This window comes from Streptomyces sp. NPDC051320 (assembly GCF_040682175.1).
Classification (GTDB): domain Bacteria; phylum Actinomycetota; class Actinomycetes; order Streptomycetales; family Streptomycetaceae; genus Streptomyces.
On record NZ_JBFBAL010000003.1, the window covers coordinates 276,070 to 292,033 of the forward strand.

Below are 15,964 nucleotides of genomic sequence, written 5' to 3' on the forward strand. Positions count from 1 at the left end.
GCCTGGGCGGACCCGCCCCTCAGGCCCGGGTCCAGGCGGCGAGTGCCAGGCCCGGTTCGGACTTCTGGCGGGCCACGCGTAGGGTGCCGTCCTCCGCGATGGCGGCGAGGACCACCCGGCCCGCCGCGTCCACCGCGAGGGCCGGGGCGCCCAGTGCGGGCTCGCCGGTCTCCGTCCACCAGAGGCCGTCCGCCTCGCCCTCGGTGGGGCAGGCCGCCAGGGTGGGGCGGCCGTTGCGGGCGCGGAAGGCCAGGACCGTGCAGTCGTAACCCTCGATGGGCGTACGCAGCGCGGCCACCGGCCCACCGTCCGGTTCACCGCCCAGGTCCAGGTCGTCGGAGCCGGGGCGGTGGGCGACCACGCCGGCCCCCGGGTCGCACCAGTAGTACGTGGCACGGTCGTCACCGGTGCGCACACCGGTGACCGATCCGGCGGCCGCTCGGGCGGCGGCCGGTTCGGCCTGGACGAAATCACCGTCAGGCTTCTCCTGGCACCAGCGCAGGACCTGCTTGTCCGCCGGGGCCAGCAGCTCGACGCGGTCGGCCAGGGCAACAGCGGCAGGTGCCCCGTCCAGGACCTTGGCGCCCTTGAGGTCCTTCCAGCCTTCCCACTTTCCCGTTTTGCCCTGCTTCCGCATGCTGATGCCGCGCCCCGCGTTGCGTACGAAGACATGAACGCGGCCGTCGGAGCCGACGGCAGCTGCCGGAGCCCCGAAGGTGCGGGCGAGTTCGGGGTCCTTGTGGTGGTTGCCGAGAGAGTGCCAGGGCCCGAACGGCCGGCCCGTCTGGTACTGCGTGGCGTGCATGATGGTGACCCCGCGGGCGTCGCTCCGCCGGGACAGCAGATGAACGTAGGCGTCCGGTCCCTGCGCCAGGGTGAGATGGGTGCTGTCGGGGACCGCGATCAGGTCGGGTCCCGTCCAGTCGGGGCCGCCGGGGCGCTGCTCGGTCCAGCGCGCGATGCCGCCGTCGGCCCGGGCGTACGCACTGAGCGTGCCGTCCTTGCCGCGCAGCAGCCGGCAATCGGTGGCCGGGCCCGAGGAAGATGCGGTACGCGACGACATGGCTGGCTGCCGGCCTTCCCCTCAACTGGTCCCACGCTGCGGTGACCTGAGCATTTTGATGTTCTGACCGGTTCCGGACGGGAGCGGTGCGGGACTACCGGACCCCACTCGCCGGCCACCCTTGGTGCCACCCGACGAGCCGCCCCCACCGACTTGCAGGCCGGATACGGCGGCTCGTCCGCAGTCGCGCACCGTTCAGTCGCGGGCAGGCTCCACGGTCCCGGCCGACTCGCTGTCGTACCGGCCGTCGATCTTCGCGACCAGACCGGTGACCTGACGGGCGATGTCCGGGGCGGTGAGCCCGATCTCGGCCATGATCTGCTTGCGGCTCGCGTGGTCCAGGAAGCGCGGCGGGATACCGAAGTCGCGCAGCGGGACGTCGACCCCCGCGTCGCGGAGTGTCTGGGCGACGGCGGAACCGACGCCACCGGCACGGCTGTTGTCCTCGACGGTGACCACCACCCGGTGCTGCTCGGCGAGCGGCGCCAGAGCTTCGTCGACCGGCTTGACCCAGCGGGGGTCGACCACCGTGCTGGTGATGCCCTGCTTGTTGAGCAACTCGGCGATCTCCAGGCACATCGGGGCCAGCGCGCCGACGGAGACCAGCAGCACATCCGGCTTCACGGTGCCGGCCGTGCGCAGTACGTCCATGCCTCCGATCCGGCCCACCGCGGGTACGGCCGGGCCGACCACGCCCTTGGAGTACCGCACCACGGTCGGCGCGTCGTCGACCTGGACGGCCTCGCGCAACTGGGCGCGCACCTGTTCGGCGTCGCGCGGTGCGGCGATCCGCAGGGTCGGGACGCACTGCAGGATGGACATGTCCCACATGCCGTTGTGCGAGGCCCCGTCGTCGCCGGTGACGCCGGCCCGGTCCAGCACGAAGGTGACACCGCACTTGTGCAGCGCCACGTCCATGAGCAACTGGTCGAAGGCGCGGTTGAGGAAGGTCGCGTACACCGCGAAGACGGGGTGCAGGCCGCCGGTCGCGAGGCCGGCCGCGGAGACCGCGGCGTGCTGCTCGGCGATCCCGACGTCGTACACCCGGCCCGGGAATTCCCTGGCGAACTTGGTCAGACCGACCGGCTGGAGCATGGCCGCGGTGATCGCGACGATGTCCTCGCGCTCCCGGCCGAGCTTGACCATCTCGTCGCCGAAGACCGAAGTCCAGCTGGCCGACGCGGCCTTGATGGGCAGGCCGGTGTCGGGGTGAATCGGGCCGATGCCGTGGAAGTGGTCGGCCTCGTCCTGCTCGGCGGGCTGGTACCCGCGGCCCTTCTCGGTGATGCAGTGCACGATGACCGGACCGCCGAAGCCCTTGGCGCGCTCCAGCGCCGACTCCAGGGCCTCGACGTCGTGACCGTCGATCGGTCCGACGTACTTCAGGCCCAGGTCCTCGAACATGCCCTGCGGGGCGATGAAGTCCTTGAGGCCCTTCTTGGCCCCGTGCAGCGTCTCGTAGAGCGGCTTGCCGACGACCGGCGTGCGCCCCAGGAGGTCCTTACCACGGGCCAAGAAGCGCTCGTAACCGTCGGTGGTGCGCAGGGTTGCCAGGTGGTTGGCGAGGCCGCCGATGGTGGGCGCGTAGGAGCGCTCGTTGTCGTTCACCACGATCACCAGCGGACGGTCCTTGGCGGCGGCGATGTTGTTCAGCGCCTCCCAGGCCATGCCACCGGTGAGTGCGCCGTCACCGATCACCGCGACGACGTGGTCGTCCTTCTTGAGTACCTGGTTGGCCTTGGCGAGACCGTCGGCCCAGCCGAGCACCGTGGAGGCATGCGAGTTCTCGATGACGTCATGGTCGGACTCGGCACGCGAGGGGTAGCCGGAGATGCCGCCCTTGGTGCGCAGCAGCCCGAAGTCCTGCCGGCCGGTGAGCAGCTTGTGTACGTAGCTCTGGTGCCCGGTGTCGAAGAGGACCCGGTCCTTCGGCGAGTCGAAGACCCGGTGCAGGGCGATCGTCAGCTCGACGACCCCCAGGTTGGGGCCGAGGTGTCCGCCGGTCTTGGACACGGCGTCGACGAGGAAGGTCCGGATCTCTCCGGCCAGCTGTTCCAGCTGCTCCGGGCTGAGCCGGTCAAGATCGCGCGGTTCCCTGATGCGGGTCAGCAACGGCACCCGTGCCTCCTTGCGGTCGAACTGTGATCGAGCTTTGCCGGGCCAGTCGAGTCTAATGTTCCATTCACGGCGGACGTCATCGGGCGGTGCGTCGTACGTCACTCGTACGGCGCAATGGGACGCCCGGCACCACACGCGTGCGCCCGGTACCGGGGCGTTCCGGTACCGGGCGTCAGTGCGGTGCCCGTCAGGGCCTGTCCGGGCGTTACGCGCGGCCCGCGGTCTTCTGGGTCTTGCGGGTCACGGCGTCGATCACGACGGTCGCCAGCAGCACGCCACCGGTGATCATGTACTGGATGGGCGATGCGATGCCCTGCAGCGAAAGGCCGTACTGGATCGAGACGATCACCAGGACACCGAGCAGCGCGTTCCAGGTGCGGCCCCGGCCGCCGAAGAGGCTGGTGCCACCGATGACGGCCGCCGCGATGGCGTTCATCAGCAGGTCACCGCTGCCGGCTCCCTGGTTGGCGGTGGCGATCTTCGAAGCGAGGAAGAGGCCGCCGACCGCGGCGAACGTACCGGCGATCGCGAAGACCGAGATCCGGATCATGGTGACGTTGATACCGGCGCGCCGGGAGGCCTCGACGGAACCGCCGAGCGCGAAGATCTTGCGTCCGTACGTGGTGCGGCGGAGCAGGAAGTCCGTGCCGACCAGCACCACCAGGAAGATCACGACGGCCAGCGGCAGGCCCTTGTACTGGTTGTACATGAACGCGACGGCGAAGGCGACGATCGCCAGCAATGCGCTGCGCAGGACGATCTCGCTGAGCGGGCGGGACGGCACGCCCGCTGCCTCCCGGCGCCGGGCGTCGACGAACGAGGAGACGAAGAAGACCGCCACGCCGAGCAGGGCGAAGCCGTAGGCGACCGCGACGTCGGAGAAGTAGTAGCCGGTCATGTTGGCGATCGGGCCGTCGCCGGGCAGGTTGATGGTGCCGTTGGCCCCGAGGACCTGCAGCATGAAGCCGTTCCAGAACAGCAGACCGGCCAGCGTCACGGCGAACGCGGGGACACCGATCCGGGCGAAGAAGAACCCGTGGATCGCGCCGGCGGCAGTGCCGGTGAGGATGGAGAGCAGCAGTGCGAGCCACTGGTTCATCCCGTGCGTGATGGTCAGCACACCGAAGGCCGCACCTGCGACACCACTGACCGAGCCGACCGAGAGGTCGATCTCGCCGAGCAGCAGGACGAAGACGATACCGACGGCGATCATGCCGGTGCCGACCATGGTGACGGAAATGTCGGTCAGGTTGCCCGCGGTGAGGAAGCGCGAGTTGACGCTCTGGAAGATCGCGGCGATCACGATCAGACCGATGATCACCGGTATGGAGCCGAGATCACCGGCCCGTACCTTGCGCTTGAACTCGGACAGGTAGCCGGCGAATCCCTGCTCGCGCACCAGCAGCCGGGGGTCGACCGCGGTCACCGCGGCGGGCGCCGGAGCCGGTGCGTCCACCGTGACCGGCTTGGTGGTGGAGGTCTTGTCGATGCTCACTTCTGAACCTCCACGCTGCGCGACGCACGACGGGTCACAGCGTTGTCCGTGGCGCCGGTGATGGCGGCGATGATCTCTTCCTGCGAGGTGGTCTTCACGTCGAAGACACCGTTGTTGCGGCCGAGGCGCAGCACCGCGACCTTGTCGGCGACTGCCTTGACGTCCGCCATGTTGTGGCTGATGAGCAGGACGGCGTGGCCGCGCTCGCGAAGCCGCTCAACGAGGTCGAGCACCTGTGCCGTCTGCTCCACACCGAGCGCCGCCGTCGGCTCGTCGAGGATGACGAGCTTCGGCTCACCGAGCATGGACCGGGCGATGGCCACGGTCTGGCGCTGTCCGCCGGAGAGCGAGGCGATCGGGATGCGCACGCTGGGGATGCGGATCGACAGGGTGGTGAGCAACTCGCGGGAGCGGCGCTCCATTTCCACCTCGTCGAGGACCCCGCGCTTGCGTAGTTCCCGGCCGAGGTAGAGGTTTCCGACGACGTCGATGTTGTCGCACAGCGAGAGGTCCTGGTACACGGTCGCGATGCCCAGGTTCTGCGCGTCGTGCGGCCGGTTGATCTGGACGGCCTTGCCGTCCCACTCGATGACGCCGTCATCGATGGGGTGCACGCCTGCGATCGTCTTGACCAGCGTGGACTTTCCGGCTCCGTTGTCGCCGACCAGCGCGATCACTTCACCACCGTAGGCCTCGAGCTCCACGTCGGTGAGCGCCTGGACGGCACCGAATCGCTTGGAGACCCCACGCAACGCCAGCACGGGCGTAGCGGACACTTGAACCATCTCCTTCGCCGCCTGACCGGCGGGGATGCCGCGCTGCCTTGCGAGCGCGGGTTGAGCAAGGTGTTCCGTCCGGCGCCCCGCCCCGGTAGCGGGACGGATGGAGGGCGGAGCGCCGGACAGGCTTCAGTAACGCGTAAGTCCCTTGCGGACGAGGGAACTTACTTCAGGCCGATCTTGTCGCACGCGGCCTTGTAGGCCGGGGTGCAGATCTCGCTGACCTTGTAGATGCCGTCCTTGATGACGGTGTCCTGGATGTTGTCCTTCGTCATGGCGACGACCGGAAGGATCACCGAGGGGACCTTCTTCACGCTGGCCGAATCGACCGTGGAGGTGGTGAGCGAACCGAGGTCCTTGCCCTGGGCCAGCTTGACGGCCATCTCGGCGGCGATCGGGCCCTCGAGGACGTAGGGCTTGTAGACGCTCATGTACTGCGTGCCCGCCACGACGCGCTGCACGCCGGCGAGTTCGGCGTCCTGGCCGGTGACCGGCGGGATCGGGGAGATGCCCGCGGACTTCAGGGCGGTGATGATGCCGCCCGCCATGCCGTCGTTGGCGGAGTAGACGCCGATCACGTTCTTCTTGCCGAGCGCGGTGATCGCGCCCTCCATGTTGGCGTTGGCGTTCTCCGGCTTCCACTCCTTGGTGTCGTACTCCTTGCCGATGTTCACCTTGCCGTCAAGGACGGAGTGAGCGCCCTTCTTGAACTGGGCGGCGTTCGGGTCGGTGGCGGACCCGTTCATCATGACGATCTTGCCGTCCTTGGCGTGCGAGCCGAGCGCCTCCAGGAGGGCCTTGCCCTGCGTCTTGCCGACGGTCTCGTTGTCGAACGAGACGTACGAGTCGATCGGGCCCTCGGCGAGGCGGTCGAATGCGACGACGGGGATACCGGCGTCCTTGGCCTTCTTCACCGAGGTGGCTATGGACTTGTAGTCGACGGCGTCGACGATGATGGCGTCCACCTGGTTGGTCACCATGGTGTCCATCTGCTGGCTCTGCGTCGCTGCCTGCTGGTTGGCATTGGCGTAGGTGACCTTGCCCTTGCCGTGGGTCAGGTCCGTGATCTTCTTGCTGATCAGGGGCTTGTCGAACTTCTCGTACCGGGCGGTCTGGTTCTCCGGCAGCAACAGACCGATGGTGATGTTGTCGCCCTTCTTCTTGCCGGAGTCCGAGCTTGCCTTGCTCCCGCCCGAGTCCTTGGCGCTGCCACAGGCGGCGAGAGAGACGGCCATTGCGGTGGCGGCCACGGCCACGGCGGCACGACGCATACGCGTGTTCACTTCAGAAACCTCCCTGACGAGGCCGCAACGTTGCGACCGAGGTGCCTGGAGTCAACTCGGCCGCAGAGGCAACGTCAAGGATTAAATCCTTAACGAGATGGCAACGGTGTCATTCGTTATCTAAGTGAAGGCAGGGGTGGAGATCGGAATCGCGTTCTCCAAAAGGCTCGAATCGCCCATCTCGCTGAGGACGAGCGCCAGTGCGCCCAGCACCTCGGCCCGCCCGCCGAGCGCCCCGGGAAGTACCGAGAGCTGCCGCGCCGCACTGGGAATCGCGTACCTGCCGACGGATTCACGGATGGGGCCGAGCACCAGCTCGCCGGCTTCCGCCAGGTCGCCGCCCAGTACCACCCGGCTCGGATTGAGGAGATTGCACAGGTTGGCGACGCCGCTGCCGATGTGCCGCCCGACGTCCGCGACCACCCGGCGGCAGCCCGGGTCGCCGCCGCGGGCCAGCTGGACGACCCGCTCTATGGTCAGATCGGTGCCGTGGCTGGACTCCAGCAGGGGCAGGACGTACCGGGCCGCCGTGAAGGTCTCCAGGCACCCCCGGTTGCCGCAGCGGCACACCGGGCCCGATTCGTCGAGCGTGATGTGCCCTATCTCGCCGGCCGTGCCGCCGGGTCCGCGGTAGATCTGGCCGTCTATGACCAGACCGGCGCCCACGCCGCTGGCCACCTTGATGTACGCGAGGTCCCTGACCCCGCGGCCGCTCCCCCACACCAGCTCGCCGAGCGCGCCCAGGTTGGCGTCATTGTCGACGTACACCGGTACGCCCAGCCGGGCGGCGAGCTCGTCGCTCGGGTTGATACCGGTCCAGCCCGGCAGGATCGAGGTGGAGCCCAGCGTGCCGGACTCGACGTCGATCGGTCCCGGCACCCCGAGGCCCACGCCGACCACCTTGTCGGCGCCGATACCGGTGGCCGCGATGAGCCGGTTGACCAGCTCTTCGGCCCGGCCGAATCCCTGCGCGGACGAGGCGTCGACGTCCAGCGGCTCGGACTCCTCCGCGAGGACCTGGTGCGCCAGATTGCCGACCGCGACCCGCAGATGCGTATGTCCGAAATCGACACCGATCACGATGCCGGCCGAACCGCTGAGCGAGACGCTGCGGGCCCGGCGGCCGCCGGCCGAGGTCGGGGTGACCTCGACCGTGCCACCGTCCTTCAGTTCCCGGACGATGTTGGAGACCGTGGCTGCGGAGAGCCCGGTACTACGGGCGATCTCCGCCTGGGTGAGCGAGCCCGCCATGCGCACGGCACGCACGACCCGCTCGAGGTTGGCCCGGTGCAGAGATGTCTGCGACCCCGGAGTCTCCATCGACTCATCCACTCCTGCCATGGGTGGACGGCGCGACGGCCGTCCCCGCGCGGGGCGCGTCTGACGAGGCCCCGCCCTATCTCCAACATGTGAACCCTAAGCTGAGCCTTTGCGGCTCCCTTCCGTCAAGACCTTGAGCGAGTCCTGACGCGGATGAGCGGACGATACAAGACTCAAACAGGACGAACCGCCCGACAGCCTATGCCGTCGGGCGGTTCGTCGTCAGAACGGAGCAGGAAAGCCCGAGAACGCTACTTCAGGGCTCCCGCGGTCAGCCCGGCCACCACCTGCCGCTGGAAGATGATGTACGCCGCCAGCACCGGCAGCATCGCCATCACCAGGCCTGCGAAGAGACCGGAGTAATCACCCTTGTAGCCCTGGCTGGTGGCCAGTTCGACCAGGCCCTGGGCCAGCACGCGTTTGTGCGGGTCGGTGTTGAGGACCGTCGGCAGCATGTACTGGTTCCACTGCCCGAGGAAGTTGAAAATGCCCACGCTGATCAGTCCCGGCTTGGCCATCGGCAGCATGACCTGGAAGAACGTCCGGGTGTGCGAGGCGCCGTCGATCATCGCCGCTTCCGCCACCTCTCCCGGCATCGTCCTGAAGAACGACGTGAGGAAGAAGACGGTGAACGGCAGCGAGTACGCGATATAGACGAGGATCAGCCCGTAGGTCGTGTTGAGCAGGCCCATGTTGTTCATCACGAAGAACAGCGGGACCAGCGCCAGGATGATCGGAAAACTCATCCCACCGATGAACAGGTAGTAGATGAAGCGGTTCCCGGGGAAGTCGAAGCGCGCCAGCACATAGGCGGCCATGGAGCCGAGCAGCAGCGTGCCGACGAGCGAGAAGCCGACCACCACGATGGTGTGACCGAAGTACTCACTCATGTGCGCCTGGTTCCAGGCGCGCGACCAGTTCTCGAAGTGCAGGCGGTCCGGCAGCTTCCAGGGCGAGGTGAGGATGTCGTGATCGTTCTTGACGGACGACATCACCGCCCACAGCAGCGGCAGCGCGGCCAGAGCGGCCCAGATGATCAGGATGCCGTGCGAGAAGAAGTTGAGGGTCTTGCCCTCGGTGGGCTTGTCCTCGACGACCGGCACCGGCGGCGTCTCGATCGGGGGCGTCGGGTCCTTCGTCAGGTCGGCCGGAGGGGTGTCGGTGGTCTTCATCAGAACTCCAGCCGCTCGCGCCGGCCCAGCCGCATCACGATGGCCGCGAAGACCAGGGTGACGGCGAGGAGGCCGACGCCGATCGTTGTCGCGTATCCGGCCTGACCGTCACGGAACGCTGCTTGGTAGACGTACAGGGGCAGCACTGTGGTCGAGTAGGCGGGACCGCCCGGTCCCACGCTCATGATCTGTACGACCGTGAACGCTTCGGCGCCGAGGGCCAGGATGCCCATGTAGACCCAGCCGGACTGCACGGTGTCCCAGAGCAGCGGCAGGGTGATCTTGAAGAAGGTGGTGATCCGGCTCGCCCCGTCCAGCAGCGCGGCTTCGTAGAACTCCTTCGGGATCGAGGCCATGCCGGCGGAGAAGAGCACCACGTAGAAACCGACCTGGGACCAGACGAGGACGGCCGCGATGCACCAGAGGGCCAGCTTCGGGTCACCGAGCCAGTTCGGCTGGATACTGCCCAGCCCGACCGCCTCGAGGGTGCTGTTGAGGACGCCGCCGTTGGGGTTGTACATGAAGCGGAAGAGCAGGGCCACGATCGCGATCGAGAGCACCTGCGGGAAGAAGTACACGATCTTGTAAAACCCCGAGCCGCGCACGCCCGCGATCGCGGCGCCCTTACGGCGCCGCCCGCCCACATTGATCATGAATGCGAAGAACAGCGCGAGGCCGAGCGTCACCAGCGGCAGCAACAGCACATACAGCACGCTGTGTTCCAACGACTTCCAGAAGACGTCGTCCTGGAACATCCGGCTGTAGTTGTCGAAGCCGACCATCTTGAAGTCCGGGCTCAGACCGGTCCAGTCGGTGAACGAGTAGTAGATCGACTGGATGAACGGCCAGATGACGAAGACCCCGTACAACACCAGTGGGAGCGACAGAAACCCCACAATAAAACCGTATTTACCGTGTTGCATGGTTACCGACCTCGATCTTCCGGCCATGACCGCCGCTGGTGACGCTTGCTCACTGGTGCTTGTAGTGCTTGATCGACTGGTCCTTGGCGGCCGCGTCGGCGTACGCCTGGCACTTCTTGACGGCCTCGGCCGGTGTCATCCGGCCTGCCATCATCTCGCCGAGGACGGACACGCCGATCTGCTCCTTCTGGAGCTTCACGTACCAGTCCTGGAGGCGGGGGTTGAGCACGTTGGTACCGGCGGCCTTCAGCGCGTCGATGCCCGACTGGAGCGCCGTGGACAGCGTCAGGCCGTCCGTACCGCCGTTGAGGGCGGAGAGCGACTTCACCTTCGAGGTGAAGTTCTTCGACGAGGCCTCGCTGAGCATGATGCGCAGCTGCTCCATGCCCGCCAGCGGGTTCTTCGCCTTCGCCGGGACGATGAAGGGCTCGCCACCGGACGCCCAGAGGGTGCCGAAAGGCAGCTTGTCCGACGAGTCGAGACTCGACGGCGCGCCGACCTTCATCTGGAAGTCCTTGGGCGTGGTCTTCGAGGCCTCGTTCTCCACCCAGGAACCGTTGGGGATGAACAGCGCCTTGCCACCGGTCCACGCGGTCTGGGACTGGATGTGGTCCATCCCGGGCGTGCCCTTGAGGATGTAGCCCTTCTTGAAGAGCTCGTAGTACGCGTCGAAGCCCGCCTTGACGGCCGGGTCCTTCCAGGCGTTCGGCTCCAGGTTGTCGATCTTGTCGAGGACCTCACGGCCACCGATCTTGCCGATGAAGGGGTAGAGCGAGAACGGGATGTAGTACGGGTACTTGCCCGCGTACGTCCAGCCGGCGATGCCCTTCTTCTTCGCCTTGGCGCAGACCGAGATCATCTCGTCCCAGGTCTTGGGGTACTCCACCTCGAGCTTATCCAGGGCGGTCTGCGAGTACCACACACCGTAGACGGTGTACGCGTAGTTGAAGATCCAGCAGGGCTCGCCGTCGTACTGGCCCATCTCCACGATGCCCGGGCGCAGCGTGTCCCTGACCTTCTTGCTCGGGTCGTCGACGGACGGCGCGTCCAGCAGCGGAGTGAGGTCGGTCAGCTGGTTCTTGCCGACCAGGACCCCCATGTCCATCTGTTCGGCGCCCGAGTTGTCGATCAGGTCCGGCGGGGTGCCACCGTTGAAGCGCGGCTGAAGCTCCGACTGGATCTTCTGGGTGGACGAGAAGTGCACCTTCGACTTGGGGTGCGCCTTCGCGTACAAGGCGTTGGCGTCCTTGGCGTACTGCGTGCCGAAGCCACCGTCGAAGAGCACCATGTCGAGCGGTGCGGTCTCGTTGATGCCGAGCGGGTTGTTGGCGCTCTTCGTGCCCTTTGTGACCTTTTTGTCGCCGGAACTGTCGCTGCTCGCACATGCGGACAGGAAGCTCATCGTCGGGACAGCGATCAGGCCGAGCGCGGCAGACCGCTTGATCAGATCACGACGGCCGAGGCCCTCATTGGTGCGGGCGGAGGTGGATCCCATGCTCAAGTCCTCGCCTTCTACAGGACTCAGGCGGTGTACCGGTCGCCCGTTGAGAATTCGCCTCAGGCGAAGGGCCCCGCCACCGCGGTCAGTTGAAGCTGGGTTGTACGTGGCTGCAGGAGGGAAGACTGGGAATGCGGACGAGGATGCTCCGAAGCTCCCCCGCCCGACCCCCGCCCCCCTGGACCGCTGCCGAAACGCGGCTGGGCGGACGCCGACAGGTATAGTCCACTTCCCTCGAGCTGGGCAAGATCAAATGCACGTTTACGCGCCAGTCTTTCCCGAGTTGAGACCTCACGGACATCTGGACCCTTGCGTACCGGACTGCCCCACCGCAAATGGGAGCGCGCACCTCTCACTCGTATGCACCACGCAACACCCTTGACGCCACCCGCCACTTGCCTTCCTACTGGACCTTGCGCAAGTGAGTGACAACGTTGTCCAAGCGCTAGGTGAGAGGAAAGGCCCCTCATGCAGACCAGACCACGACGGAGAGCCGGCTCGGCCGCCGCCCTGGTGGCGGCCGCTTTTGTGCTTGTCGTGACGGCCCAGGGCGCTGCCGTTGCCCGGCCGGCCCATCATCCCCGGGGCGCGGACAAGGAGTTCAGCTCCTCGTTCGAAGCGGACCAGCCGCAGCCGGATTGGCGCAATACCGTAGATATCGGCCCGGACGGGAAGAAACGCGCCTCCGGTATCGACGGCAACGTCGCCTCCGGAATACCGGGCGATGTGACCGACCATGTCGTCGCGGTGCGCGCCAGCGACGAGAACGCCGGAAGCGGCGAGGGCAAGGGCAGCCTCGTCGACGGCGACTCGTCCACCAAATGGCTGGCTTTTCACCCGACCGCGTGGGTGGAGTTCGACCTCGACGAGGCCGTCAAGATCACGCAGTACGTGATGACGTCCGCCAACGATCACGACGAGCGGGACCCGAAGGACTGGACCCTGCAGGGGTCCACCGACGGGAAGGACTGGAAGACCCTGGACACCCGGCAGGGCCAGAGCTTCGACAAGCGTTTCCAGGCCAAGACCTACGACATCGCCGGCGCGTCCACCGCGTACGAGCACTACCGGCTGGACATCACGGCCAACAACGGCGCAACGGACGCCACCCAGCTCGCCGATGTTCAGTTCTCGAACGGTGACACCAGTACGCCCGCACCCCAGGACATGACCACCAGGATCGACAGCGGACCGCTGTCCTCGCCGACCGCGAAGACCGGTGCGGGTTACACCGGAGTCCGGTCGCTGCGCTATGCCGGTACGCAGAAGGGTGACGGCCGGGCCTATTCGTACAACAAGGTCTTCGACGTCAACACCCCGGTCGTCCGCAACACCGAGCTGTCGTACATGATCTTCCCCGAGATGAAGAAGGGCGATCTCAGTTACGCCGCCACCAACGTCTCGGTCGATCTGGCCTTCACCGACGGTACCTACCTGAGCGATCTCAAGGCCACCGACACCAACGGCGGACTGCTGACCCCGCAGGGCCAGGGGACGGCGAAGCGGCTCTACGTCAATCAGTGGAACCAGGTCCGGGCGAACATCGGCCAGGTGGCGGCCGGCAAGACCGTCGACCGGATCCTGGTCGCCTACGACTCCCCCAAGGGTCCCGCGACCTTCCGGGGCTGGATCGACGACGTCTCGCTCAAGGCGAAGGCCCCCGAGAAGCGGCTCAAGCATCTCTCGGACTACGCACTCACCACCCGTGGCACCAATTCCAGTGGGTCGTTCTCGCGCGGCAACAACTTCCCGGCGACGGCCGTCCCGAACGGTTTCAATTTCTGGACCCCGGTCACCGACGCCGGCTCCACCAGCTGGCTCTACAACTACGCGAGCCGCAACAACGACGACAACCTGCCCACCATCCAGGCCTTCAGCGCCAGTCACGAGCCCAGCCCGTGGATGGGCGACCGGCAGACCTTCCAGCTGATGCCCTCGGTGGCCGCCGGCGTCCCGGACGCCTCGCGCACCCAGCGGCAGCTGCCCTTCAAGCACGAGAACGAGGTCGCGAAGCCCCACTACTACGGAGTCACCTTCGAGAACGGCCTCAAGGCGGAGATGACGCCGACCGACCACGCGGCGATGATGCGGTTCACCTATCCCGGTGACAACGCATCCATGATCTTCGACAACGTCAGCAACGACGGCGGGCTGACCCTCGACCCGAAGACCGGATCGTTCAGCGGTTACTCGGACGTCAAGAGCGGCGGCTCGGCCGGAGCCACCCGACTGTTCGTGTACGGCGTCTTCGACACCCCGGTCACCGAGGGGTCCAAGCTCCGCGGTGGTGGCGGCGACAACGTCACCGGCTACCTGCGCTTCAAGCCGGGCAAGAACCGTACGGTCACGCTGCGCATGGCGACCTCCCTCATCGGCCTCGACCAGGCGAAGGCGAACCTGTCCCAGGAACTCCCCGCGTCGGCCACCTTCGCGGGCACCGAGGCGAAGGCACAGTCGCAGTGGGACAAGATCCTCGGCAAGATCGAGGTGCAGGGCGCGGACCACGACCAGCTGACCTCGCTCTACTCCTCCCTCTACCGGCTGTACCTGTACCCGAACTCCGGGTCCGAGAAGGTCGGTTCGAAGGTCCAGTACGCGAGCCCGTTCTCCGCGCACACCGGCGAGAACACCCCCACCCACACCGGCGCGAAGATCGTCGGCGGTTCGGTCTACGTCAACAACGGCTTCTGGGACACCTACCGGACCACCTGGCCCGCGTACTCGTTCCTCACCCCGAAGAAGGCCGGGGAGATGGTCGACGGCTTCGTCCAGCAGTACAAGGACGGCGGCTGGATCTCCCGCTGGTCGTCCCCCGGCTACGCGGACCTCATGACGGGTACCAGCTCGGACGTGGCCTTCGCGGACGCCTATGTGAAGGGCGTGAAGTTCGACGCGAAGGCGGCGTACGAAGCGGCCCTGAAGAACGCGACGGTCGTCCCGCCGAGCTCGGGCGTCGGCCGCAAGGGAATGGACACCGCGCCGTTCCTGGGCTACGCGTCCACCGCCACCAACGAGGGCATGTCCTGGTCGATGGAGGGCTATGTCAACGACTACGGCATCGCCCAGATGGGCAAGGCGCTCTACGCGAAGACCCACCAGGCCCGCTACAAGGAGGAGTCCGACTACTTCCTCAACCGGGCGCAGAACTACGTCAAACTCTTCGACCCCGAGGTCGGCTTCTTCCAGGGCAAGGACCTCAACGGGAAGTGGCGGCTGCCGGCTGACCAGTACGACCCGAGGGTCTGGGGTTACGACTACACGGAGACCGACGGCTGGGGCTACGCCTTCACCGCCCCGCAGGACTCCCGCGGGCTGGCCAATCTCTACGGCGGCCAGGCAGGTCTCGCGAAGAAGCTGGACACCTACTTCTCCACCCCGGAGACGGCGTCCCAGGAGTTCGCGGGTTCGTACGGCGGGATCATCCACGAGATGACCGAGGCGCGTGACGTACGGATGGGCCAGTACGGCCACAGCAACCAGGTCGCGCACCACGTCACCTACATGTACGACGCGGCCGGTCAGCCCTGGAAGGCCCAGGAGAAGGTCCGCGAGGTGCTGGGGCGGCTCTACACCGGCAGCGACATCGGTCAGGGCTACCACGGCGACGAGGACAACGGCGAGCAGTCGGCCTGGTACATCTTCTCGTCCCTGGGCTTCTACCCCCTGGTGATGGGCAGCGGTGAATTCGCCATCGGCTCACCGCAGTTCACCAAGGCGACCGTCCACCTGGACAACGGCCGCGACCTGGTCGTGAAGGCTCCGAACAACAGCAACAAGAACATCTACGTGCAGAGCCTCAAGGTCAACGGCAAGTCCTGGAACTCCACCGCCCTGCCCAACGACGTGCTGACGCACGGCGGGACCCTGGACTTCACCATGGGCTCCAAGCCGTCGAACTGGGCCACCGGCAAGAAGGCGGCCCCGGTCTCCATCACCCAGGACGACAAGGTGGCTACGCCGCGGGAGGACGCGATCAGCGGGCCCGGTGCGCTCTTCGACAACACCTCGGCCACCAGCGCCTCGTTCACCTCGGTCGACCTGCCGGTGAAGTCGGCGACCCGTCCGGTGCAGTACACGCTCACCTCGGCGGACAAGGCGAAGGCGCCGGCCTCGTGGGTGCTCGAAGGATCCAACGACGGTGCGCAGTGGACACCGTTGGACAAGCGCTCGGGAGAGACCTTCTCCTGGGACAAGCAGACCCGGGTCTTCACGGTGGACCACCCGGGGACGTACACCAAGTACCGCCTGGTGAGCACGGACCCGGCGACCCTCGCGGAGGTGGAGCTGCTGTCCTGATCACCCTGTCCTGAAGG

At 66.9% G+C, this 15,964-nt stretch carries 10 protein-coding genes; 1 reads left to right on the forward strand and 9 read right to left on the reverse strand.

From position 1 onward, the window contains the following. Positions 1 to 19 precede the first annotated feature (19 nt). From AB0M87_RS08955 to ngcE, 9 genes are all read right to left on the reverse strand, one after another. Positions 20 to 1,063: a hypothetical protein gene (locus tag AB0M87_RS08955; RefSeq protein WP_365851225.1), complete on the reverse strand. Its 1,044-nt coding sequence runs from the start codon at positions 1,061 to 1,063 to the stop codon at positions 20 to 22. A 195-nt stretch (positions 1,064 to 1,258) separates the two neighbouring features. Beyond that, the gene (gene dxs / locus AB0M87_RS08960) at positions 1,259 to 3,181 is read right to left on the reverse strand and encodes a 1-deoxy-D-xylulose-5-phosphate synthase (protein WP_365851226.1); all 1,923 of its coding nucleotides are present in this window, start codon (positions 3,179 to 3,181) and stop codon (positions 1,259 to 1,261) included. A 205-nt stretch (positions 3,182 to 3,386) separates the two neighbouring features. Beyond that, complete coding sequence (locus AB0M87_RS08965) at positions 3,387 to 4,676, reverse strand: sugar ABC transporter permease (protein ID WP_365851227.1); 1,290 nt, start codon at positions 4,674 to 4,676, stop codon at positions 3,387 to 3,389. Further along, positions 4,673 to 5,461: an ATP-binding cassette domain-containing protein gene (locus AB0M87_RS08970; RefSeq protein ID WP_365851228.1), complete on the reverse strand. Its 789-nt coding sequence runs from the start codon at positions 5,459 to 5,461 to the stop codon at positions 4,673 to 4,675. Before AB0M87_RS08970 ends, AB0M87_RS08965 begins: the two co-directional genes overlap by 4 nt. A gap of 158 nt (positions 5,462 to 5,619) precedes the next feature. Continuing rightward, on the reverse strand, positions 5,620 to 6,726 hold the full coding sequence (locus AB0M87_RS08975) for a sugar ABC transporter substrate-binding protein (protein ID WP_365851475.1): 1,107 nt from the start codon (positions 6,724 to 6,726) through the stop codon (positions 5,620 to 5,622). A gap of 132 nt (positions 6,727 to 6,858) precedes the next feature. Next, complete coding sequence (locus AB0M87_RS08980) at positions 6,859 to 8,058, reverse strand: ROK family transcriptional regulator (RefSeq protein ID WP_365851229.1); 1,200 nt, start codon at positions 8,056 to 8,058, stop codon at positions 6,859 to 6,861. A 251-nt stretch (positions 8,059 to 8,309) separates the two neighbouring features. Beyond that, on the reverse strand, positions 8,310 to 9,230 hold the full coding sequence (locus AB0M87_RS08985; protein ID WP_365851230.1) for a carbohydrate ABC transporter permease: 921 nt from the start codon (positions 9,228 to 9,230) through the stop codon (positions 8,310 to 8,312). After that, a complete protein-coding gene (locus AB0M87_RS08990) occupies positions 9,230 to 10,153 on the reverse strand; it encodes a sugar ABC transporter permease (protein WP_365851231.1) in 924 nt (307 codons plus the stop codon). The genes AB0M87_RS08985 and AB0M87_RS08990 overlap by 1 nt, the downstream gene beginning before the upstream one ends. A gap of 49 nt (positions 10,154 to 10,202) precedes the next feature. Beyond that, positions 10,203 to 11,648: an N-acetylglucosamine/diacetylchitobiose ABC transporter substrate-binding protein gene (ngcE, locus tag AB0M87_RS08995; RefSeq protein WP_365851232.1), complete on the reverse strand. Its 1,446-nt coding sequence runs from the start codon at positions 11,646 to 11,648 to the stop codon at positions 10,203 to 10,205. A gap of 471 nt (positions 11,649 to 12,119) precedes the next feature. On the opposite strand from ngcE, the gene AB0M87_RS09000 reads away from it, so the two are divergent. After that, positions 12,120 to 15,947, forward strand: coding sequence for a GH92 family glycosyl hydrolase (locus AB0M87_RS09000; protein ID WP_365851233.1), 3,828 nt, complete (start codon positions 12,120 to 12,122; stop codon positions 15,945 to 15,947). Positions 15,948 to 15,964 lie beyond the last annotated feature (17 nt).